This window comes from Aeromonas sp. YN13HZO-058 (genome assembly GCF_001921245.1).
Lineage (GTDB): Bacteria > Pseudomonadota > Gammaproteobacteria > Enterobacterales > Aeromonadaceae > Aeromonas > Aeromonas allosaccharophila.
This window is the reverse complement of sequence record NZ_MQSY01000061.1, coordinates 423-21,597: the sequence shown is the minus strand read 5'-3', so window position 1 is coordinate 21,597 and position 21,175 is coordinate 423. Positions and strand designations below refer to the sequence as shown.

The 21,175-nt window shown below is 59.6% G+C and carries 18 protein-coding genes; 4 read left to right on the top strand and 14 right to left on the bottom strand.

Annotated features, from left to right (window positions below; all coding sequences use genetic code 11):
* Nucleotides 1-158 precede the first annotated feature (158 nt).
* Nucleotides 159-950, top strand: a complete 792-nt coding sequence (locus tag BSP75_RS15715; RefSeq protein ID WP_075113818.1) for an ABC transporter substrate-binding protein — start codon at nucleotides 159-161, stop codon at nucleotides 948-950.
* A gap of 120 nt (nucleotides 951-1,070) precedes the next feature.
* Here the strand turns inward: BSP75_RS15715 and BSP75_RS15710 are convergent, their stop codons facing one another.
* The 3 genes from BSP75_RS15710 to BSP75_RS15700 form a co-directional block, all read right to left on the bottom strand.
* Nucleotides 1,071-1,814 carry an amino acid ABC transporter ATP-binding protein gene (locus BSP75_RS15710; RefSeq protein ID WP_075113817.1) on the bottom strand — a complete coding sequence of 248 codons (744 nt, stop codon included), beginning with the start codon at nucleotides 1,812-1,814 and terminating at the stop codon, nucleotides 1,071-1,073.
* An 83-nt stretch (nucleotides 1,815-1,897) separates the two neighbouring features.
* Nucleotides 1,898-2,857: an amino acid ABC transporter permease gene (locus BSP75_RS15705; RefSeq protein WP_075113816.1), complete on the bottom strand. Its 960-nt coding sequence runs from the start codon at nucleotides 2,855-2,857 to the stop codon at nucleotides 1,898-1,900.
* A 99-nt stretch (nucleotides 2,858-2,956) separates the two neighbouring features.
* Nucleotides 2,957-3,757 (bottom strand): transporter substrate-binding domain-containing protein, encoded by an 801-nt coding sequence (locus tag BSP75_RS15700; RefSeq protein ID WP_075113815.1) that lies wholly within the window; start codon nucleotides 3,755-3,757, stop codon nucleotides 2,957-2,959.
* A 512-nt stretch (nucleotides 3,758-4,269) separates the two neighbouring features.
* Here BSP75_RS15700 and BSP75_RS15695 point away from each other — a divergent pair.
* On the top strand, nucleotides 4,270-5,403 hold the full coding sequence (locus BSP75_RS15695) for a GGDEF domain-containing protein (protein ID WP_075113814.1): 1,134 nt from the start codon (nucleotides 4,270-4,272) through the stop codon (nucleotides 5,401-5,403).
* 92 nt (nucleotides 5,404-5,495) lie between these two features.
* Here the strand turns inward: BSP75_RS15695 and BSP75_RS15690 are convergent, their stop codons facing one another.
* From BSP75_RS15690 to BSP75_RS15655, 8 genes are all read right to left on the bottom strand, one after another.
* A complete protein-coding gene (locus BSP75_RS15690; RefSeq protein WP_075113813.1) occupies nucleotides 5,496-6,830 on the bottom strand; it encodes an MFS transporter in 1,335 nt (444 codons plus the stop codon).
* 21 nt (nucleotides 6,831-6,851) lie between these two features.
* Nucleotides 6,852-8,372, bottom strand: a complete 1,521-nt coding sequence (gene uhpB, locus BSP75_RS15685; protein WP_075113812.1) for a signal transduction histidine-protein kinase/phosphatase UhpB — start codon at nucleotides 8,370-8,372, stop codon at nucleotides 6,852-6,854.
* The gene (gene uhpA, locus BSP75_RS15680; protein ID WP_005334071.1) at nucleotides 8,369-8,959 is read right to left on the bottom strand and encodes a transcriptional regulator UhpA; all 591 of its coding nucleotides are present in this window, start codon (nucleotides 8,957-8,959) and stop codon (nucleotides 8,369-8,371) included. The genes uhpB and uhpA overlap by 4 nt, the downstream gene beginning before the upstream one ends.
* Before the next feature lie 168 nt (nucleotides 8,960-9,127).
* On the bottom strand, nucleotides 9,128-9,523 hold the full coding sequence (gene rnk / locus BSP75_RS15675) for a nucleoside diphosphate kinase regulator (protein WP_075113811.1): 396 nt from the start codon (nucleotides 9,521-9,523) through the stop codon (nucleotides 9,128-9,130).
* 243 nt (nucleotides 9,524-9,766) lie between these two features.
* Nucleotides 9,767-10,504: a transporter substrate-binding domain-containing protein gene (locus BSP75_RS15670; RefSeq protein WP_075113810.1), complete on the bottom strand. Its 738-nt coding sequence runs from the start codon at nucleotides 10,502-10,504 to the stop codon at nucleotides 9,767-9,769.
* Between the two features lie 82 nt (nucleotides 10,505-10,586).
* Complete coding sequence (locus BSP75_RS15665) at nucleotides 10,587-11,273, bottom strand: hypothetical protein (RefSeq protein ID WP_075113833.1); 687 nt, start codon at nucleotides 11,271-11,273, stop codon at nucleotides 10,587-10,589.
* Nucleotides 11,274-11,345: 72 nt separating this feature from the next.
* Nucleotides 11,346-12,737 (bottom strand): alkaline phosphatase, encoded by a 1,392-nt coding sequence (locus BSP75_RS15660; RefSeq protein ID WP_075113809.1) that lies wholly within the window; start codon nucleotides 12,735-12,737, stop codon nucleotides 11,346-11,348.
* An 11-nt stretch (nucleotides 12,738-12,748) separates the two neighbouring features.
* Nucleotides 12,749-14,146: an alkaline phosphatase gene (locus BSP75_RS15655; RefSeq protein ID WP_075113808.1), complete on the bottom strand. Its 1,398-nt coding sequence runs from the start codon at nucleotides 14,144-14,146 to the stop codon at nucleotides 12,749-12,751.
* Nucleotides 14,147-14,469: 323 nt separating this feature from the next.
* Between BSP75_RS15655 and ylqF the strand changes: the two genes are divergently transcribed.
* The gene (ylqF, locus tag BSP75_RS15650; RefSeq protein ID WP_075113807.1) at nucleotides 14,470-15,420 is read left to right on the top strand and encodes a ribosome biogenesis GTPase YlqF; all 951 of its coding nucleotides are present in this window, start codon (nucleotides 14,470-14,472) and stop codon (nucleotides 15,418-15,420) included.
* 157 nt (nucleotides 15,421-15,577) lie between these two features.
* Here ylqF and BSP75_RS15645 read toward each other — a convergent pair whose 3' ends face one another.
* The 3 genes from BSP75_RS15645 to dinG form a co-directional block, all read right to left on the bottom strand.
* On the bottom strand, nucleotides 15,578-16,474 hold the full coding sequence (locus tag BSP75_RS15645; protein WP_075113806.1) for a histone deacetylase: 897 nt from the start codon (nucleotides 16,472-16,474) through the stop codon (nucleotides 15,578-15,580).
* Nucleotides 16,475-16,565: 91 nt separating this feature from the next.
* Nucleotides 16,566-17,225 carry a DUF2057 domain-containing protein gene (locus BSP75_RS15640; protein WP_075113805.1) on the bottom strand — a complete coding sequence of 220 codons (660 nt, stop codon included), beginning with the start codon at nucleotides 17,223-17,225 and terminating at the stop codon, nucleotides 16,566-16,568.
* 142 nt (nucleotides 17,226-17,367) lie between these two features.
* Complete coding sequence (dinG, locus tag BSP75_RS15635) at nucleotides 17,368-19,440, bottom strand: ATP-dependent DNA helicase DinG (RefSeq protein WP_075113804.1); 2,073 nt, start codon at nucleotides 19,438-19,440, stop codon at nucleotides 17,368-17,370.
* Between the two features lie 396 nt (nucleotides 19,441-19,836).
* Here dinG and BSP75_RS15630 point away from each other — a divergent pair, with 396 nt between their 5' ends.
* Nucleotides 19,837-20,910, top strand: coding sequence for a porin (locus BSP75_RS15630; RefSeq protein WP_058053849.1), 1,074 nt, complete (start codon nucleotides 19,837-19,839; stop codon nucleotides 20,908-20,910).
* Nucleotides 20,911-21,175: the final 265 nt, after the last annotated feature.

Sequence of the window (21,175 nt, the reverse complement as noted above, 5' to 3'; positions counted from 1 at the left end):
ATTCAGAGCAATTGCTCTCCAGCATAAAGGATGGCTTTAATAATTCATTAACATTTTTCGTCGGCGTAGAGATAGCGGAAAAGAGGGTGCTGCAACCGCAGAGGAAGGGGCGGCGGATGGCTATGCTTGATGCAGGCTTGTTCAGGAGGATCTGGCTTATGCGTGTCTGGTGTTGCTTGTTGCTGGGGTTGTGCATGATGGCGCACGCCAAGACCCGGGTCGAGATCCTAGCTGATGCCGCCTATCCCCCCTACTCCTGGCAGGAGGGGGAGGAGGTCAGGGGGATCTATGCCGATATCATTCGTGAAGTGACCGCCGCCATGAGTGACTATGAGGTGGTGCTCAAGCCCATGCCCTGGCGCCGCGGCCTGAGCCTGGTGGAGCGGGGCAGTGCGTTTGCCATTTTCCCTCCCTACTATCTGCCCGATGCTCGCCCTTATATCTGGCCCTACTCCCAGCCGATACTCGATGAAGAGCTGGTAGTGATGTGCGGCGCCAGTGTGGCAGCCAATACCCCACAGGCACGGTTTCCTGATGACTACAGCGGTCTTCGCTTCGGTATCAATGCCGGTTTCACCGTGGGAGGCGATCTCTTCTGGCAGGCAGTGAAAGAGAAGCAGATCGATGTGGAGGAGGTGAAAAGCAATCGGGAAAATCTGCTCAAGATAGTGCGTGGCCGTATCGACTGCACCGTCAATGACCGTATCTCGCTGCTCTATGAACTGTTCAAAATGATACAGGGATCGCAACTTGCGGTGACCGATATGTCCCTGCTCAAGCAGGGCCCCGTGCTCAGCAAGGAGCAGGGTTTTCTCGGCTATAGCCGCAAGGGGGAGTTCCCCTACAAGCAGGCCTTTATCGAGCAGTTTGACAAGGAGCTTTACCTGCTCAAGAAACGTGACGGGGTGAGGGTCATCGTGGAGCGCTATCTGGGAAAGTCCCCGCGCTGAGCCGATGAGAGGGGGACTCGGGTTCAGCGGATGGGGGGCTCCTGCATGAAGAACAACCTGTATGAAGAACAAGAAGAGGGACCCTGGGTCCCTCTTCGTCTATCCACTGTGTTGTGGTCGCTACAGCACCTGACTGAGGAACTGGCGCAGACGCGGAGAGGGGGGATTGTCGAAGAAGTCGGCAGGCTTCTCATCCACCAGCAGTTCGCCACTCTCCATAAAGAGCACCCGATCCGACACCTCGCGGGCAAAGCCCATCTCGTGGGTCACCACCACCATGGTCATCCCCTCGCGGGCCAGCCCCTTCATCACATCCAGCACTTCGCCCACCATCTCCGGGTCGAGCGCACTGGTGGGCTCGTCAAACAGCATGATGCGCGGCTGCATGGCGAGCGCTCGGGCGATCGCCACCCGCTGCTGCTGACCGCCGGAGAGCTGGGACGGGTAGCTGGCCGCTTTCACCGACAAGCCCACTTTCAGCAGTAGCGCCTTGGCCCTATCTTCGGCATCACGGCGCGACAGGCCGCGCACCTTCTGCGGGGCGAGGGTGATGTTGTCCAGCACCGTCAGGTGGGGGAAGAGGTTGAAGGACTGGAACACCATGCCCACCTCTTCCCGCAGCTTGTTGACATCGCCCGGCTCGGTCAGGCAGATGCCATCGACTACTATGTTGCCGTCGTTGATGGTCTCCAGCTGGTTGAGGGTGCGCAGGAAGGTCGATTTGCCGGAACCGCTGGGGCCGACGATCACCACCACTTCCCCTTCGGCCACCTGGGTGCTGACGTTTTTCAGGGCGTGCACCTCGGTGCCGTAGAATTTCTCCACGCCGGTCGCTTTGATAATCGGATCAGTTGCTGTACGCATATTTCGCCTCCAGAAGAGGAATCGGGAAGGCGAAGGGGGTGCCGGCAGCACTTCTCGATGCCTGTTGCACCTTGATAATGGGATCAGTTGCTGCGCGCATATTTCACCTCCAGACGGCGTACCAGAAAAGAGAGGGTGCCGGTCAGCACCAGATAGAGCAGGGCGACGGTAAACCATACCTCGAACGGGCTGAAGGTGGAGCTGACTACTTCGCGCCCCGCCTTGGTGAGATCGGTGATGGAGATGACCGAGACCAGCGAGGAGTCCTTGATCAGGTTGATGAACTGGCCCGCCAGCGGCGGCAGCACCCGCTTGAACGCCTGCGGCAGAATGACATAGCGCATGGTCTGGGCCGAGGTCATACCCAGGCTGCGACCCGCCTCCATCTGCCCCTTGTGGATGGAGCTGATACCGGCGCGGACGATCTCCGCCACATAGGCGCCGGTAAAGACCGCCAGCGCGGCGACCCCGGCGGTGAAGCGATCGAGGTTCAGCACGGTGCCGATAAAGAAGTAGACGATAAAGATCTGCACCAGCAGCGGCGTGCCGCGGATGAGCTCGACGTAGGTGACCGCCAGATTGCGCAGGGCGGGATTGGGGGAGAGACGTGCCAGCCCGGCCAGCGTACCGAGCAGGATGGCGAAGATGCCCGCCACCAGCGAGAGCTTGACGGTAACCCAGACGCCCCAGGCGATGGGGCCAGCGGTCCAGCTCAGTTGGGTGTCGAGGGTATCGCCACGAAAAATGGTATCCCCTTCGGCGACTTGTACGCCGGTGCTGGCGATGGCTTGCCGCACATTGGGGTCGAGATCGTCTTGCAGGAACAGCTTGCCCTTCTCGGCCTCGCTGGTGCTTGCAATCACGGTGCCGTCAAATTCGGCCAGATTCTTCTGTTCCGCCTGATAGGCGATGTATTGGGGAATGCGTTCCCAGCGCCAGGTGTAATCCACGGACTGGACAGCCTTGTAGATGCCGAATACCGCAACCAGCAGCATCAGCAGGAAGACGCCCTGCCAGAGTAGCTGATTGGGCTGTTTTTCCATCTGTCTTGTCGGTTTGGGTGTGTGCACAGTCACAACCTCTTCTCGTTATTGTGTGGGGAGCTGCGTGGTGCAGGGGCGGCATATGCCGCCCCCCGGAGGTTATTTGAGCTGGTTCAGCCAGTTATTGGATTCGAACCACTTCTTGTAGAGACGGTCGTAGCTGCCATCGCCCTTGATCTGGCGCAGGTAGTTGTTGAACCAGTTGAGGGTGTCCTGATCCCCTTTGCGGATGGCCCAGGCCAGCGGCTCGAAGGTGAACGGCTTGTCGAGGTGCACCACGGCGCCCTGATTCTGGGAGGCGAAGATGGCGTTGTAGGGCAGGTCATAGACGAAGGCATCAACCTTGCCGTTGATCACTTCCAGCTTGGCGTCATCCTGGGTTTCAAACTGCAGCAGGGTGGCTTTCGGGATCAGGCGCTTGACTGCCTGCTCGCCGGTGGTGCCGAGCTTGACCGCGATCTTGTATTTCGGGTCGTTGAGGTCGGTGAAGGATTTGATTTCGCCCGCCTTCTCTTTGCGCAGGACGATGGTCTGGCCGACCACGATGTAAGGATCGGCGAAGTTGACTCGCAGGTTGCGCTGGGGAGTGACGGTCATGCCGCCCATGATGACGTCGAACTTGTTGGTCAAGAGCGCCGGAATGATGCCATCCCAGGCGGTGTTGACGAACTCGACCTTCACGCCCATCTCTTTGGCGACCATCTTGGCGAGATCCACGTCAAAGCCGATGTATTGGCCCTGCTTGTTGGTCATCTCGAAGGGTTGATAGCCCGCATCGAAGCCGACCCGCAGCACGCCGCGTTCCAGCACGGCATCCAGGGTGGACGTGGGGGCAGGGGTCGGGGCCGCCGTGGCGATCCCGCAAAACAGCAGGGTAGAAAGAATCAGTTTTCTGATCATAAGTGACGTCTCTGTCGGTGGTGTGTTCGGCCTTGAACCTGATCCCGTGCGACTCCGTGGCACAAGAGACTGCTGCATCCGGCAACAGGCAAGACAGGATGAATGTCTTGAGCGGGACAAAAGCCCCATATGAGATGCTATGAATAGTGGTTGAGTGAAAAATGTACCAAAAACAGATTGTGTCAGAAGACTCAACAGGTTAGAGACATTTATTGCTCATGGCTTCATTCATAAAATCACACGAAAACAACATATCTATCTAATGGGGTGGGTTCAAGCCCAAATTGTGCCCAAGACATTTTGTTACACAGCGAGGGGCTCGCATGTGGCTTTTGTCGGGGGGATCTCATCAGCGGGTATGCATCGAGCCTGTGGTGACGGAATGGCGAGAGTGATCCAGCAGCGCGAAAAACCGGCGAACAGGATGTTTTTATTGTGAAAACAGTCAGGTCCCTCTGGGTCTAGGCAAACGCTTCTCATATACTCAGTTACCCTCTCTGTATGGCTTTGGTATGGACGCCTCACTACTGCTCAAGCTGGATATTTTTACCTTGATGATCATGGCCTTGTGTGGCTATTGTCTCGGTTTCCTCACGCTCACCATCATTCGCGTGACTCACCACGATATTCCCGGCGTCGGGGTCTGGTGGTGGTCCAGCCTGTTTGCCATGCTGGGTCAGGCGGGATTCGCCAGTCTGCTGCTGACCCCCACGCCTTATGGCTCCTGGGTTGGCAATGTCTTCCTGATTTTTCATGTGTTGTTGCTGCTGGTCGCCCAGCGCTGTTTCTTCCGTCAACCGCCCGGCTGGCGAGCTTGCTGGGGCTTCATCCTGCTGTTTGCCGCCATCATGACCTGGTCGGTCGCCATCGATGGCCGGATTGCGGTGCGGGTGATGATCAGCAGCGCCACCTTTCTTGTGCTCAGTACGCTGATCATCTGGCAGCTCTGGCGCCACGGCCGTCCCGATTATCAGGTGGCGGTCTGGGTGCTGATTGGCCTCAATCTGGTGCTGATTGCCATGACCCTGATGCGGATATGTGCCGTTTGGGGCGAGGTGATCGAAAGCCCGTTCCAGCGTCAGCTGTTCAACGTGTTGCCCTATGTCTCCATGCTGGTGGGCAGCTCCATGCTCACTTTCGGGGTACTGCTGCTCTGCAACCAGCACCGGGCGCTGGAGCTGCGTTATCAGGCCAGTCATGACCCGCTGACCGGGTTGTTCAATCGCCGCGGTTTTATGGAACGTCTGGCCCGGGGACGGCCGGCACAGCAGGGGGCGCTGGTGGTGCTCGATCTGGATGACTTCAAGCAGGTCAACGATCGGCATGGTCATGAGGTGGGGGATCGGGTGCTGGAGCGGGTCGGGCTGGCGCTGCGCGAGCTGGAGGGGGTGTTGGCCGGTCGCTTTGGGGGCGAGGAGTTTGTGCTGCTGTTTCGCCATGCCACCGCAGAGGAGGCGATCGCCCGTTGCCAGTCACTGCTGGTTCAGCTTGCGGCCAGCGAGGTGGAGGGGATCCATATTACCGTCAGCATGGGGGTCGCCCACTGGCAGGGGGCGTGGCATTTCGACCACCTGTTCCGGCGCGCCGATGACGCCCTCTATCGGGCCAAGCGGGAAGGGAAGAACCGGGTCTGTCAGGCTGCCTGAGGCAGGGATAGCTTCAGGGATAAAGGCAGGGCGCGATGATCCGCGCCCTGCCTGTTTCTGCTTGGCGGGTCTGGCTTGCCAGATGCCAGCCGCTACTCTGCATTCGCTTGAGCGGTTCTGGGGGCCTGCGCCTTGAGGAAGGGGAGCAGCAGCAGGGCCGAGACGCCGGCCGCCACCGAGATCACCACGAAGAAGCCGTTCCAGTGCCAGATCTCCATCACCTTGGCCAGCGGATAGCCCGACAGCGCCGCCCCCATGTAGGCGAACAGGCCGACAAAGCCGGTGGCGGCCCCCGCCGCGTTTTTGTGGGAGCACTCCGCCGCCGCCATGCCGATCAGCATCTGCGGGCCAAACACGAAGAAACCGATGGTAAAGAAGCAGGCCGCCTGCATCACATAGCTGAAGAAGGGCATCAGCCACAGCGATCCCACCGCCAGCAGGATCCCCACCGCAAAGATCAGGTTCATCGGGCCACGGTTGCCGTTGAACAGCTTGTCCGATCCCCAGCCCGCCACCAGCGCGCCGATAAAGCCCCCCACCTCGAACATCGAAATAGCCGAGTTGGCAATCATCAGATTGAAGCCGCGCTGCTCGGTCATGTAGAGATTGCCCCAGTCGTTGATGGCGGTGCGCACCACATAGACCAGCACATAGCAGCAGGCCAGCAGCCAGATATAGGGGTTGCCCAGCACATATTTGCGCAGGATCTGGCGGTGGGAGAGCCCCGCATCCTGGGTCTGCTGGGCCAGCTCCATGGCATCGTTGCGCCACTCGCCTACTGTCGGCAGCCCCATGGCGCTCGGGGTATCCCGCAGCCGCCAGCAGAGGAACAACCCCGCAACGATGGCGATAAGGCCGGGCACTATCATGCCGTAGCGCCAGCCATGTTGCAGGGCGATGGTGCTGACGATGAGGGGGATGAGCGCCCCGCCGACGTTGTGGGCGGTGTTCCAGGCCGACCACCAGACCCCGCGCTCGGTGCGCGAATACCAGCTGGTGAGCAGCTTGGAGCAGGGGGGCCAGCCCCAGCCCTGGAAGAAGGCGTTGGCGACCCAGAGGGCGGCAAACATCCAGAGTGCCGACGAGAGGCCGAACAGGATATTGATGACGCCGGTGGCCATCAAGCCAATCCCCATGAAGTAGCGCGGGTTGGCGCGGTCACTGATGATGCCGGAGAAGAACTTGGAGCAGCCGTAGGTGATGTAGAACAGGGTCCAGAGCATGCCAATATCGGACTTGTCCAGCATGCCGCTCGCCAGCATGTCCGGCATGGCGAAGTTGAAGCTCTTGCGGGTGAAGTAGAAGACCGCGTAGCCCAGATACATGGTCAGCAGCAGATGCAGTCGCCAGTGGCGATAGGTGGCATCGATCTCGGCCTGATCCCGGATAAGGGGTTGGGGCGGCGCGCTTCTCATAAAACTCAGCACAGGCTGGCCCTCCGGTGGTGATTAGCCATGACTCTCCTCCCGTTTGCGACTGGGCAGGTTGACCGTCAGCTGTGTGCCGTGGATGCAGGAGAGTTGCAGACTGCCCCCGAGCGCCTGTACCCGCTCGCGAATGCCGAGCAGGCCATAGCCCTGTTGCGGGCGACTCTGTGGCAGGCCGCGGCCATCATCTTCCAGCACCAGTTGCAGCTGCTCGCCGCTGGCCCGGGCGCGAATGGTGACCGAGTGGGCGTTGGCATGTTTGACCACGTTGTTGAGCCCCTCCTGACAGACCCGAAACAGGGTGACCCGCTGGGCATCGGAGAGATCCCCATCCGCCAGCTGCCACTCCAGTCGGGTGACGATGCCGTGACGTTCCAGCTCCAGCTCTCGCAGCAGACTGCGTACCGCCTGCTCCAGGGTCATGTCGTCGAGCTGGCGCGGGCGCAGGCGGCCGAGCAGACCACGCACCGCGTCGTAGATCCCGAGCGACAGGGTGTCGATCAGGGCGCTGCTCTGGCCCACCCCGGCATTATCGGGGGCGAGCCGGCGCACGATCCCGGCCTGGGTTCGAATGGCTGTGATGGTCTGGCCGATATCATCGTGCAGCTCGCGCGCTACCTCCTTGCGAATGCTCTCCTCGGTCTCCAGCAGCCGTTCGGTGAGCTGGCGATTGTGGGCGAGCTGGCGGGTCAGCGCCTGATTGAGTTCGCGCTGGCGCTGGATCCCGGCGCCCAGCAGCAGGCCGGTGAGGCTCTGGGCCAGCAGGGAGAGCAGCAGGTCGAGGGGGTGATCATGCCAGGCCTGACTGGCCAGCAGGGCGATGGTGTTCATCAGGGTGGCGAGCAGCGCCCCCTGCCAGCCGTAGCGCCACGCCATGGCGATGATGGGGATAGCCAGACAAAACGGGGTGAAGCGCACCAGCGAGTTGGGCAATCCCAGCTGTAGCCAGAGGCTCAGCACGAACAGCAGCAGATACCAGACCAGATGGCGAAAGCGCCAGTCCACCGGCTGATCCACCAGCGCAGGGCCGAGCGGCACCCAGGTGGCGCGGGTGAGGTAGTGCCAGATCAGCATGCAGGTGGAGGTCAGCGTCAGCCCGCCGGTCAGGCTGAGCAACAGGGCCGAGAGGCCATCTTCCCCCGCCAGATGCCAGAGCAGAGCTTGCAGCAGCGCCGCCGCCGTGACGGTGGCGAGCAGCAGCAACAGTTGCTGCCAGTCGTTGCGTACCTGCTGGCGACGGGCAACAAGCAGCGGCAACAGAGTCAGCAGACTGCCTGCGACCAGCCACGGCCAGTGGGGCAACCCCACCTCCTGATTGAGCCAGTAGAGCAGCAGCCCTTCGCACAATAATAGTGGCGGCCAGTAGTGGCCGGGGCTTTGCAGCAGCAACCCGAGGCGCAGGCCGAAGGGGAACAGCAGCACCGCCAGCGCCGGCCCCCCCGCCAGATGCAGGCCGATGCTCCAGAGGCAAAACCAGCCAGCGGCAAAGATGAAGCAGGCCGCCAGCGCGATGGCGACATAGCTGGCAAAACGGGAGATCACCAGCTATCCAGCATGCGGTGGGCCAGCTCGACGTTGTTGCTGACCTTGAGCTTGTCCATCAGGTTGGCGCGATGGACGTGAACCGTCTTGGGGGAGAGGCCAAGCTGCTCGGCGATGGCCTTCACCTCCAGCCCCTGAGCCAGCAACTGGGCAATCTCCCGCTCCCGATTGGTGAGGGGATCCCGGCTGCTGCTGGCCAGCTTCTGGGCGATGTCCGGCGTCAGATAACACCCCCCTTGGGCGGCGGTGCGCACGGCGGCGATCAGCTCGTCCGGGCTACAACGCTTGGAGAGAAATCCCTTGGCGCCGGTCTGCAGTGCCTGCTCGATAAGGGCCGGGCTATCGTGAACCGAGAGCATCACCACCGCCAGACCGGAGGGGAGCTGCTTGAGCAGATCCAGCCCCGATTGGTCGGGCATCGAGATGTCGCAGACGCAGACCCGCGCCCCGCTGCCGGGCAGACCGGCAAGGGCGTCGCTGGCGGAGCCGAATTCGGCGACCACCTGCAGATCGGGCTCCAGATTGAGCAGTTGGGCAAAACCGGATCGGACGATCTGGTGATCGTCGATGAGGGCAATTTTTATCATGATGTCAGCCTGAAATTCGGTGCGTCATGACCATGACGCGGCCAACAAGATACCTGCCCCCCGAGTCAGGCTCAAGGGGCGGGGGACGATAGGGGAAAAATCGGCCCGATAAGCAAGGGAAGCTTGATCGGGATCAGGCTGTGCGAGCTGGCCTGCCCGCAACCGGAGTCAGCGGTGCAGCTCGCCGGCGCGCTCCGGCTGATAGACCACTTCCAGAATTTCTACCTCGATGGTGCGACTGGCCGGGCCTGGCCAGGCGATGCTGTCGCCCACTTTCAGGCCGAGCAGGGCACTGCCCACCGGCGCCAGTACCGAGATGTTGCTCTCGTCACCTTTGGCATCGCGCGGGTAGACCAGGGTGAGGCAGAACTCGTTGCCGCTGCTCTGCATCTTGAAGCGCACCTTGCTGTTCATGGTGACCACGTCCGGCGGCATGTCGGCCGGTTCGCGGATCTCGGCGCGGTCCAGCTCCTCTTGCAGGGCCAGATGCTGCGGGTGGTTGCCGAGCAGTTGTTCGATACGGTCCAGATCAAGGCTGGAGATAACGAGATGAGGTTGTTTCATAGGATATTCCTTATCAATAGCAGAGAGGCCAAGCCGACAAGGGAAGGCTGGCCAGTACGCTGGATGTCACACAATGGTTTACACAGATTCAAAACAGTGAAAATGCCATGCCCCCAAACGACTCGCGGCCGAAGGAGCGAGGCGGGGGCTCAGCAGGGTGTGAGCAAATGCGAGGAAATAACGAGTATTTTCATGGGGCTACCATAACCATTCTGGCTGGCCTTGGCAACCGTGACTGAGTGACTACTCAGGAGCCTGATAGTTGTACTGACGGATGATCCGCGCCAGGGTGCCATCATGGCGCATCTCGTCGATCACGGCTTGCCAGCGACGACCTTCGGTGAAGGGGAAATCCTTGCTGGCCGCGATAAATAACGGGGTCCGCATCAAGGATTCGCCTTTTACTATCTCATCGATGGAAAATCCGCCTGTCTGCTGGTTGTAGAGAATGACGTTCCAGGCTGCGGCCCAAGCATCGATGCGTCCTCGTTGCAGTTTGAGGGCATTGAGGTCTTCGGTGGCAACGGTTTGGCTGGCGAGATTTAGCCGCTGCTTGAGCAGGTACTGGCCGAAGGAGTGACGCAAGGTACCCACCTTGAGCGAAGGAAGATCTTTTAATGTGAGCGGAGTGGGATGGGCGTTGCGATCACTGACGATGACGAACTCTTCATCGAGGATCGGTGTCACCCAGTAGTAGAGGTGTTCCCGTTGAGAGCTGCGCACTGGCGGGATCAGCAAGACATCCTTGCGATGAGCGGTTTGGGTGAGCGCCCGTGCCAGCGGCATCAACTCGATGGTGAGCGGTTCCTTGAGGCGTCGGGCGGCCTCTTCCATGATCTCGATGGCGACACCGCTTGGTTTGCCGTGAGAGGAGCGAATGACATAGGGGGGCAGCTCGGCCGCCACCAGCACAATAGCCTGGGCGCCGGTGTGTACCAGCAATAACAGCAGGGCAAAAAAGGGCAGGCAGAGAGCGCGCATCAAGATCGTGAGCCAGAGTCGAATGGTCAGAGTGTAACATTCCTGCCTGCATTGTCTTTGCACCCGCTGAAGGGTTGGGATCTCAGTCGAAGAAATCCCGCAGATCGCGCACTTCGTAATCGGCGAGTTGCAGCCAGGGGAGCTGAGCGGGCAGTTTGCGCAGAGTTACCTCCATCCGGTAGCTGCGATAGCCGTCGAGACTGGCCGACTCGACCACCAGCGGGATCTGCCACTGATGTGACCAGAGAATGCGGGTTCGTTGCTGCCCTTCGCGTTTTTCATACCAGCGGGCCTGCTCGGGGGGGGCCTCATCCAGCGGGGTCATCCCCTCGATCAGCGCCGGGTCGACGAGATGGCGGATCCGCCGCCAGTCGGGCTTGAAGGCCACCTGGCCATACTCTTCCACCGGTACTTCAACCAGCTGGTTGTGCCAACTGTCGGCATAACGCAGTTGCAGCTCACCCTCATCACTGCGACTGACCCAGCGGGCCGCCATCTGGTGGGTAAAGTGCTTGTGGCCGGGCGTGGCGTCGTGAGTGGCGTGATAGGCACGGGCAAGGGGCAGGGGAATGAGCCGCTGGCTCCACACCTGATTGCCCACACGCAGCCACTTCTCCTGCCAGACACTTTCTCTGGCGATGCCATCGCTGCCGGTGACCCGGTCGTGATAGCTGATCCGGGCGGCGAGATCCGGGGGCGTGTCGTCAGCATAAAGGGGGAAGGCGAGGGCGCAGCCAAGCAGCCACAACGAAAGCAGAAATCTCATCATCATCTGTCGCTCGAAAGAGCCGGGACCCGGGCCGCTGAACCGATTGCTCAGCTGCTCCCGGGCCCCCGCTGCTTACAGGCCGAGCGCCTCCCGCAGTTTGCCAAACACCTTGGTGTTATCCAGCGAGCCCTTGAAGCGGTTGCTGCCAGCGCCATCGGCAAACAGCATCACATCGCCGCCACCGTGGGTTTCCGATGCCAGCTTGACGCCGGTCTCCTGCAGATAGTCATTGGCCATCACCTGATCGCTGGTGAGGACGGGGCGTACATCGGGGCGGTTGGGGCCGTTACCGAACACCAGGGTGGTGAAGGGCTTGCCATCCACATCGTTCTGGGTCGAGCCGTCGCCATTTTTCACCAGATCCAGCACCGGATTGCCCTTGGCGGCGTAGCCGTTGATGGTCATGGTGTGGTCATGGTCGGCGGTGACCACGATCAGGGTATTGTTGAGGTCCACTTTACCGAGGGCCGTCTTGACCGCCTCGTCCAGCGCCACTGCATCGGTGAGGGCTCGCTTGGCATTGGTGCCATGCAGGGCGTGATCGATCCGGCCCCCCTCGACCATCAGGAAGTAACCCTGACTGTTCTGGCTCAAGAGATCGATCGCCTTGGCGATCATCTCGGAGAGGGATGGCTGGGTATTGGCTGCCCCCTTGGCGACCCGATCCAGCTCGTAGTCGAGGTGGGATTTGCTGCTGAACAGACCGAGCAGCTTGCCGCTGGTGACCTTGGCCAGTTCACTTTGGGTGGTGACATAGCTGTACCCCTGCGCGGTCATCTCGGCGGTCAGATCGCGGTTGTCATTGCGACCGCCTTTGTTGCTGGCGCTGTAGGGGGTCCAGTGGTTGGCACCACCGCCCATCAGCACATCGACCCCATCCTTGAGGGCACTGTTAAAGCCAGCGCCTCCCGGAACGGCCTGTGCGGCGATGTCATAGGCGGCATCCCGATGGCAGATGTGGGCGTAGGTGGCCGCCGGGGTGGCGTGGGTCAGCTCGGTGGTGGTGACGGCCCCGACCGATTTGCCTGCCGCCTTGGCCAGCTCCAGAATGGTGGGCACCGGTTTGCCGTTGTCGCTGCTGCATTTGTTGTCGGTTTTGTTGCCGTTGACATCTTTGCCGGGGGCGACAGCCCTGGTGTCGCTACTCATGGCGATCACCTCGTTGTTCATCTTGACCCCGGTGGTGTAGGCCGCCATGGAGGGGGCCGAGTCGGTGGTCTGGGCATCGTTGGAGAAGGTCTTGATGCGGGCACTGCGCGGCAGTTTCATCATCTCCAGATTGCCCTCTTCCCCCACCTTGAACAGGCGGGTGGCGGTGAGCACGGTGGGCCCCATGCCATCACCGATAAAGAGAATGACGTTTTTGGCATCACCGGCCTGTGCTTGGGAGGTTGCCCCCAACGCACTGAACAGGGCGGCGCAGACCAGCGTGTGCTTGATGGATGTGCTCATCTGTTTGCTCATGAAAGTGCTCCTTACAGCTTGGCCGCAGCCTTGATCTTGCCGAACACGGCGGTGTTATCGAGTGAGCCATGGAAGCTGTCAGCCCCCTTGCCGATGGCGCCGAGGAAGACATCGGTGCCGCCGTGGGTCTCGTTGCCGATCTCGCCCACCTTGACCACCACTTCCTGGTGGTAGTCATTGGCAGAAACGGTGGCATCGTCGAGCGGGGTGACGCTGCTGCGCGGGCCATCCACCCGGTTGTAGCCGTTGCCAAAACCGATGATGGTGTAGGGCATGCCGTCGCCATCCTTGCTCGGTTCACCCGTCTCGTAGTTCTTCACCAGCCCGAGTACGCCGGGGTTGCTGGCGGTGGTCTTACCGGTACGCTTGGCGTAACCGTTGAGCACCAGGGTATGGTCATGGTCGGCGGTGACCACGATCAGGGTGTTTTTCAGCTCGGGGTCGCTCTTTTTCACCTCGTCGATGGCTGCCTTGATGGCGTTGTCGAAGGCGAGGGTGTCTTGCAGCGCCCGCTTGGCGTTGGTGTCGTGCAGGGCGTGATCGATGCGGCCCCCTTCCACCATCAGGAAGTAACCCTTCTCCTTGCCCTTGAGCTGCTTGATGGCGGCTAGGGTCATCTGGGCCAGTGACGGCTCGCTGGCAGGGCGGTCCAGGTCATATTTCATGTGGCTGGAACCAAACAGACCCAGCAGCGGCTTGCCCGCATCGGCCTTGTTCAGCTCATCCAGGTTGCTAGCAAACTGATAGCCCTTGGCCTGCATTTCGCTGATGAGGTTGCGGCCATCCTCCCGCTTGCCCTTGTCGGCTTTGGGCAGAAAGAAGCTGCTGCCACCACCGAGCACCACATCCAGCCCCTCCTTGAGGGCGCTGTTGTAGCCTTTGCCACCCGGCACCAGCTGGACGGCGATGTCATTTTCCAGATCCCGGTTGCAGATATGGGCATAGGTGGCGGCGGGGGTGGCGTGGGTCACCCGGGTGCTGGTCACCACGCCGGTGCCGCGGCCATCGGCTTTGGCCAGCTCCAGCAGGGTGGTCACCGGCTTGCCGGCGCTCTTGCTGCAGTCGCTTTCATAGGTGGCGTCGCCGTCCATGCTGATGACGCCGTTGTTGCTCTTGACCCCGGTCATGTAGGCCGCCATGGAGGGGGCCGAGTCAGTAACCTGGGCATCGTGGGAGAAGGTCTTGATAAAGGCCGTCTCTGGCAGGGTATCGATGGTCAGATCACCCGCTTCGCCGACACCGTAGATACGGGCCGCCGTCAGGGTGTTGAGGCCCATGCCGTCACCGAGGAAGAAGATGACGTTGGTGGGCTGGGCGGCGGGCTTGGTCGCCACCGTGTCATTGTCTGATTTGCAGCCGGCGGCCAGGGCGGCGCCGATCATCACTGCAAGTCCTGCCATTTTTCTCATTGGGGTTCGCTCCTTGTAAAACCTGAGCGCAGCCTAGAGGGGGCAGATGACACTTTTACTGACTATCGGTGACGGTTGTGTGAAAAGAGGATGAAAATGTTACATTATATCAATGTGTTATCTGTCAATTGAGCGGGTTGGTCTGCTCGTTTTCGGCTGTATTGCTTCGTCTCGACGGTTTGCTGATTTGATGAGGTGATGGCTAGAATGACCTGTCAAAATGGGCCCGCAGCAGGTAAAATGCGCCCCCTTCGTTCGATGCCCGCGGCAGAGCGCCTGTTGTTCCATGCGCGCGCCCGCAGCCCCCACAGAGAGTAACGGATATGTCCATCAACTGGTTCCCCGGTCACATGCACAAGGCCCGCAAAGAGATTGCCGAGGTCATGCCCCAGGTCGATGTGATCATCGAGATGCTCGATGCCCGCATCCCCTTCTCCAGCGAAAACCCGCTGGTGCCCGAGCTGCGTGGTGATACCCCGGTGATCAAGGTGCTGAACAAGGCGGACCTCGCCGATCCGGCGATCACCGATCTGTGGGTGGCGCACATGGAAAAAGAGAAGGGGATCAAGGCGCTGCCGTTGACGCAACAAGAGCCGGAGAAGATCAAGCAACTGCTGACCCTCTGTCACGAGATGCTGCCGGAGCGCAATTTTGAGCTGCGCGGCGTGCGGGCGATGATCATGGGGATCCCCAACGTGGGTAAATCCACCCTGATCAATACCCTGGCGGGGCGCATCATCGCCCGCACCGGCAACGAGGCGGGGGTGACCAAGTCCCAGCAGCGGATCAAGCTGGAGAACAACGTCATCCTGACCGATACCCCGGGTTTTCTCTGGCCCAAGCTCAACCCGCCCTCCTGCGGTTATCGTCTGGCCATCACCGCGGCCATCAAGGATACGGTATTCGACTATGCCGATATCGCCATGTTTGCCGCCGATTACTTTATCAAGGCCTATCCGGAGCGGATCAAGGCGCGCTACCAGATAGCTGAACTGCCCGAGACCGAGATCGAGCTGCTGGAGATGATTGCCCGCCAACGCGCCTTCGTGCGCAAAGGGGGTCTGGCCGATCTGCACAAGGCGTCCGAGATCCTGATCAACGAGTTCCGCTCCGGCCTGCTTGGCCGCATCTCGCTGGAGACGCCGGAGATGGTGAGCCTCGAGATCGTCGAGGCTGCGGCAGACGCAGAGCAAAAAGCCAAAGAGAAGGCCGAGCGGGAAGAGGAGCGTCAGGCCCGCGCCCGTCGCAAGTACGCCCGCAAGCGGCAAAAATAGTTATCCTCAGGCGTCCCAAGCTTGCCTGACAACGAGCGAGCTTGTGTGACCGGGATGACGAAACACGAAGAGGCGACCCCAGGGTCGCCTCTTCTGTTGTATCTGGAGAAGTCTCCGCTCACTTCTGATGGCTTTTCCGCGCTATCAAGCCATGCCATCAGCCAAAACGTTGGCGAGCCATCTCGAACAGCGACATATGAAGCGGGATCAGCTGCTGCCAGTCGCGGCGATAGCCGCCACCGGGCACCGCCGCTATGGGCACACCGTGTTGTACTGCGCAGTCAAACACCATGGCATCGCGCAGGCGAACACCTTCATCGCTCAGGGAGAGATAGCCAAGCTCGTCGGCATGATGCACATCCACACCCGCCTGATAGAGGATGAGATCCGGCGAATAGAGGCGCAGTGCCAGTGAGAGCGCCTGTTGCAGTGTGGTGAGATAGGCATCGTCCGCCATGCCGCTTGGCAGCGGAAAGTCGAGGTGAGAGGTGGCTTTGTGGTGGGGGAAGTTGTGCTCACCATGAAGGGAGAGCGTAATGATATCGCGCCGCCCGGCGCACAAGGCCGCACTGCCATCTCCCTGATGCACATCGAGATCGACGATCAGTACTTGTTCACAGCGCCCCTCGTCGAGGCAAGTCTGCGCGGCAATCACCAGATCGTTGAACAGACAAAAACCGCTGCCATGATCCCGATGGGCGTGGTGGTAGCCGCCGGAGATCTGCAAGCCGCAGCCCTGCTCAAGTGCATAGCGGCTGGCGGCAATGGTGGCACCAACCGAGCGCAAGGTGCGCTCCATCAACATGGGTGACCAGGGAAAACCGAGCTTGCGGATGGCGCGCGCTTCAAGCTGGCCGCTCAGGGCCGCCGCGACATAATCGGCATTGTGAATTCGGCAGATTTGCTCCCGGGTAGCCGCGAGCGCTTCGCCAAGGGGGTAACCCTGCGCCTGCAGGCGCTCAAACAGCCCCTGATACTTGGCCAGCGGAAAGCGATGGCGTTCGGGCAGGGTCAGGGAGGAGTAGAGGGGGTGATAGTAAATATGCAGTGACATCAGGGCATGGTTCCATCGATGAACCTGGATACGAAAAAGGGGAGCCAGGCTCCCCTTGTCATTCCCGACGGGTCAGGATGAAGGTCCCGGATTACTGCTGCTGGATAACCCAGATCTGGAACGCTTTGCGGGTTTCCGCATCCGCCTTGTTGTACCAGTTTTGCAGCTGGGTAAGGGCTTCCGGATTGCTCTGTGCCTTGCTCGGCGCGGCCACGACAGGTGCGCTGGCGGCGGCCATGACGGCGGCAGAGGAGACGGCAACGGTTTTAGGCTGGTTGAAGGCTTTGCCCATTTTGATCAGCTCTTGCTGATAGTCACGGGTCAGTTGGAAGCCTTCTACTTTCGGCATCACGAACTGTTCGCTGCTGACCTGCTGGCCGCTGACCTTGTCTTTCAGCGCCACTTTCTGATCTTTGACAAACTGCTTGGCTTCGGCTTCGTTACGGGGCTTTTTGTAGTCCAGTACCAGCTTCTGGTTATCGGCGGCGGTAAAATTGAGTACCAGCGGCTCGGCGGTCACCAGTTTGATTTCGCTGCGGTTGGAGAAGTTGCCTTCAAAGGCGATGACCAACTGGTGCTTGCCGGCAGAGAGGGGGAAGGTGCTGGTTTTATCGAGCAGCTTGGGGTTGATGGACTGGCCATCGATCAGCTGGACGACATAAGGGTTGGACACTTCCAATTGGGCATCAGCCAGGGCGCTACCGGCCCACAACAGACCAGCCAGGGCCGGTACCAGAACAGTCAGTTTCATTTCATCTCCTTGAACAGTCAGGCGATTGCCCACTGAAAACAGGGGCTCATTTTTGCAGGTTTGGCCCACTGCGGCAATGGCTCTTTCTGGGGGCGAAAGTTCGTGCTGTTGCCACTCGGTTTGTCAATAAAGGCAGGCTTATTTACTCAATCCGCCGTGTGAACGGCGGGAGGGCATCGAGCAGCCCCTTGCCGTAACGTTTGGTCAGCAGCCGTCGGTCAAGAATGGTGACCCGTCCCCGATCGGCTTCTTTACGAATGAGACGACCACAGGCCTGGATCAGTTTGCGCGATGCCTCTGGCACCGTCAGTTGCAGGAATGGATTGCCGCCCCGCTGCTCGACCCACTCGGCGGTGGCCTCCTCGACCGGCGAGTTGGGCACCGCGAAAGGGAGCTTGGTGATCACCAGATTGGTGAGGTAGTGACCCGGCAGATCCAGCCCCTCCGAGAAGCTGCCGGTACCACATAGAATGCTGGGCTGACCGCCATCGCATTTTTGCTTGTGCAAGGTAAGCAACGCATTGCGGGATGCTTCCCCCTGCACCAGCAGGGAGAGTCCCTTGGCGCGCAGTCCCGCCACCACTTCATTCATCTGCCGGTAGGAGGAGAAAAGTACCAGGCTTGCCTCCTTGCCTGCCAGAATGCGCGGCAGCACGCTGACAAGCTCGCTGGTAAAAGCCGGCGAGTTGGGTTCGTGCGCCATTTTGGGCAGATAGAGCTCGGCCTTCTGATAGTCAAAGGGGGAGCGCAGGCGCAGATAGCGAGTGCCGTCGTGCTCTTTGAGCCCCACCTGATGGCGAAAATAGCTAAAGGAGGAGAGGGCGGTGAGGGTCGCGGAGACCAGCACGGCCCCCAGACACTTGGACCAGAGCCACTCTTCCAGCAGATACCCCACTTCTATCGGCGAGGCATGCAGCCAGATATCGCCATCGTCGCTCTTGGCCATCCAGCGGGCGAGCGGGGTCTTGCCCGTCGGAACATGGCGCCCCAGCATCTCCCACAGGGCGCAGAAACTCTCCAGCCGCTGCAGATGAAAACCGCTCTCGGCCAGCAAGGGTTCGGCCTCCTTGCGACGGATCTCGCCATCTTTCAGCGCTTCACCAATGGCCCCCTGCATCCGGTCCAGCGCCCGCAGTGCCTTCTTGCTCGACTCCTTGAGGTTTTCCGCCAGCATGGGCAGGGGGTCTGGCAACACCCCTTCGGCGAAGCGGTAGTGGGGTTCAGTGCCAAACAGCCGATCGTTGGCGCCGAGCCACTGCTCAACGGCCTTGAGATCCGGCTGGATAGAGGCCAGCGCATCCTGCAGTTTGAGCTGAGGGTCGAGCAGACTCTCTTTATTAAGCGTCCGCGCCAGCTTGCCAGCGCTTTGTACCAGCTTCTCCAGCCAGCGGCGCGAGCCTTTGATGCTGGCCGACGCGGCGCCGTGATCCCGGGCGATGGTGGGCAGGTGATGGGCCTCATCCAGAACATAGATGCACTCATCGGGGGGCGGCAGGATGATGCCCCCCCCCATGGTGAGATCGGAGAGCAGCAGGGCATGGTTCACGACCAGCACATCGGCACTGTCCATATCGTTGCGGGCGCGATGAAAGGGGCAGTGCTGATGATGGCTCAGCGCCTTGTTGCAGGTGTGGCGATCGGCAGCGATGCGATCCCAACAGAGGTCGGGGATCGGCTCCGGCCAGTTGTCCCGATCCCCGTCCCACTTGCCATTGGTATAGGCCTGCCACAGCGCCTGGTAACGATCCTTGTCGCTCTCCGATGGCTTGTGTTTGCTCAGGCTACCGAAGTCGAGCTCGAAGTTGGCCATCTCGGCACCACTGGCAGCCTGCTCCAGCAGATGCTCGCAGCAGTAACGCTGACGCCCCTTGACCAGCATAAAGCGAAACGGCAGCTCGCTGTGGCGGTGGTAAAAGGGGAGGTCTTTGTGGATCAGCTGCTCCTGCAGGGCCACGGTGGCGGTGGAGATAACCAGCTTCTTCTGGGTGAGCCGTGCCACCGGGATGGCGCCCTGAGCATAGGAGAGAGATTTGCCGATACCGGTTCCCGCTTCGGCCACCAGGATCCGGCGCTGTTTGTCGTACTCGCCGGTCAGGGTTTTGGCGATTTCGGCCACCAGAAAATTCTGCTCTTTGCGCGGCACAAAACCGGGTAATCCATCCGCAATCTGGCGATAGGTTTGACGAATGGTGGCTTTGAGGCGAGTGGAGAGCATAAAGATAAGGCCAGCTTGGGAGTTAATTGAAGGACAAGGATACCCGCAACCCCTTGGTGAGGTCGAGGCAACAGCCATTATCACGGCAGTTTTACGCTGATCAGACCACTTTGGTTGTTTATCAGGTAGTTAGCGTTATTTGCATGCAAAACAAACTATTTGGGTCCAAATAATCAGCAGGATTTATTGTAAACGTTTTCCTTTTGCCTCACCGCCAGGTGAGACTTGGCTCACATTTTTGTCTCCATGACTATGGTTTCCATAAAAAGTTCCAAGTTTTTTCATTGCGGTTCAAAAAATCCGGTGCTAGTCTCGGCGGCATAGTGATGCAAAGAACATCGCTAACACAGGGAATAACAACAACTTAGTGTTTAATTACAGTAGGCATTGGAAACTATGAAAAAGACAATTCTGGCTATTGCTATCCCGGCTCTGTTTGCATCCGCCGCTAACGCCGCAGTGATCTATGACAAAGACGGTACCACTTTTGACGTATACGGCCGTGTACAGGCTAACTACTACGGTGATCATGACTCTTCTGACGCTGAACTGGTTGGTGCTTCCCGTTTGGGTTGGTCCGGCAAGATCGCGCTGAACAACACCTGGTCTGGTATTGCCAAGACCGAGTGGCAAGTCGCTTCTGAAAACAGCGATAACATCAGCAAAGATGGTGTTGCCAAGGGTGAGAAAACCGGTGGTAAGTTCGAAGCTCGTCATATCTACGTAGGTTTCGATGGTACCCAATACGGTAAGATCATTTTCGGTCAAACCGATACCGCTTACTACGATGCCATTGCCGTGACCGATATCTTCAACGAGTGGGGTAGCGAAGGTAACCTGTACGATGGTCGCCAAGAAGGCCAGATCATCTACTCCAACAGCTTCGGTGGCTTCCACGGTAAACTGTCCTACCAAACCAATGATGATGCAGTCACTTCTGTTAAAGATGTTGGCTCCAGCACCATCAGCAAAACTATTCAAGATGTCAAACTGAACCAAGGCTACGGTGCTGCCGCTGGTTACAAGTTTGACTTCGGTCTGGGCTTTGATGCCGGTTACAACCGTTCTGACCTGGAAGCAACTGCTGACCGCGCTGGTGTGTTCACCAAGGGCGGCAAGTTTGAGAAGTCTGACTGGGCTATCTCTTCCAACTACGGTATCAATGGCTTCTACTTTGCAGCCATGTACAACGAAAGTGACCTGAAAAACAAGGCAACTGGCAACAAGCATGAAGGTAAAGGCTACGAACTGGCTGCTACCTATAACGTAGATGCTTGGACCTTCCTGGCTGGTTACAACAAAGAAGAGACCCGTGCTCCGGGCGCTTCTTACAAAGATTCGATTGATGCGACTCTGCTGGGTGTTCAGTATGATTTCACTTCCAAGCTGAAAGCCTATACCGAATACCGTATCGAAGGTATCGATAATGCTGACGACCAGTGGACTGTTGCTCTGCAGTACAACTTCTAATAAGTTGCACATGAGTAATATCCTAGCTTGAGTCTTTGACCAAGCTACGAATGGCCGGGATAATATCTCGGCCATTTTCTTTTGGTGGTCGCTGCGGCGTATTGGCGCCATGATGAATCGCCGGATTGTTGTATTAAGTAATATTTGGCAACCCGTCTGTCTCGGCTAATCTATCCTGCTTCCTGCTTCCTGCTTCCTGCTTCCTGCTTCCTGCTTCCTGCTTCCTGCTTCCTGCTTCCTGCTTCCTGCTTCCTGCTTCCTGCTT

What these genes read in the sequence shown, in the direction of transcription:
- BSP75_RS15715 (WP_075113818.1), top strand. Translation starts at nt 159, where the DNA reads ATGCGTGTCTGGTGTTGCTTGTTGCTGGGGTTGTGCATGATGGCGCAC.
- BSP75_RS15640 (WP_075113805.1), bottom strand. Translation starts at nt 17,225, where the DNA reads ATGAAACTGACTGTTCTGGTACCGGCCCTGGCTGGTCTGTTGTGGGCC.
- BSP75_RS15670 (WP_075113810.1), bottom strand. Translation starts at nt 10,504, where the DNA reads ATGCGCGCTCTCTGCCTGCCCTTTTTTGCCCTGCTGTTATTGCTGGTA.
- BSP75_RS15695 (WP_075113814.1), top strand. Translation starts at nt 4,270, where the DNA reads ATGGACGCCTCACTACTGCTCAAGCTGGATATTTTTACCTTGATGATC.
- BSP75_RS15700 (WP_075113815.1), bottom strand. Translation starts at nt 3,757, where the DNA reads ATGATCAGAAAACTGATTCTTTCTACCCTGCTGTTTTGCGGGATCGCC.
- BSP75_RS15705 (WP_075113816.1), bottom strand. Translation starts at nt 2,857, where the DNA reads ATGGAAAAACAGCCCAATCAGCTACTCTGGCAGGGCGTCTTCCTGCTG.
- uhpA (WP_005334071.1), bottom strand. Translation starts at nt 8,959, where the DNA reads ATGATAAAAATTGCCCTCATCGACGATCACCAGATCGTCCGATCCGGT.
- BSP75_RS15655 (WP_075113808.1), bottom strand. Translation starts at nt 14,146, where the DNA reads ATGAGAAAAATGGCAGGACTTGCAGTGATGATCGGCGCCGCCCTGGCC.
- rnk (WP_075113811.1), bottom strand. Translation starts at nt 9,523, where the DNA reads ATGAAACAACCTCATCTCGTTATCTCCAGCCTTGATCTGGACCGTATC.
- BSP75_RS15665 (WP_075113833.1), bottom strand. Translation starts at nt 11,273, where the DNA reads ATGATGAGATTTCTGCTTTCGTTGTGGCTGCTTGGCTGCGCCCTCGCC.
- BSP75_RS15630 (WP_058053849.1), top strand. Translation starts at nt 19,837, where the DNA reads ATGAAAAAGACAATTCTGGCTATTGCTATCCCGGCTCTGTTTGCATCC.
- BSP75_RS15660 (WP_075113809.1), bottom strand. Translation starts at nt 12,737, where the DNA reads ATGAGCAAACAGATGAGCACATCCATCAAGCACACGCTGGTCTGCGCC.
- ylqF (WP_075113807.1), top strand. Translation starts at nt 14,470, where the DNA reads ATGTCCATCAACTGGTTCCCCGGTCACATGCACAAGGCCCGCAAAGAG.
- dinG (WP_075113804.1), bottom strand. Translation starts at nt 19,440, where the DNA reads ATGCTCTCCACTCGCCTCAAAGCCACCATTCGTCAAACCTATCGCCAG.
- BSP75_RS15645 (WP_075113806.1), bottom strand. Translation starts at nt 16,474, where the DNA reads ATGTCACTGCATATTTACTATCACCCCCTCTACTCCTCCCTGACCCTG.
- BSP75_RS15710 (WP_075113817.1), bottom strand. Translation starts at nt 1,814, where the DNA reads ATGCGTACAGCAACTGATCCGATTATCAAAGCGACCGGCGTGGAGAAA.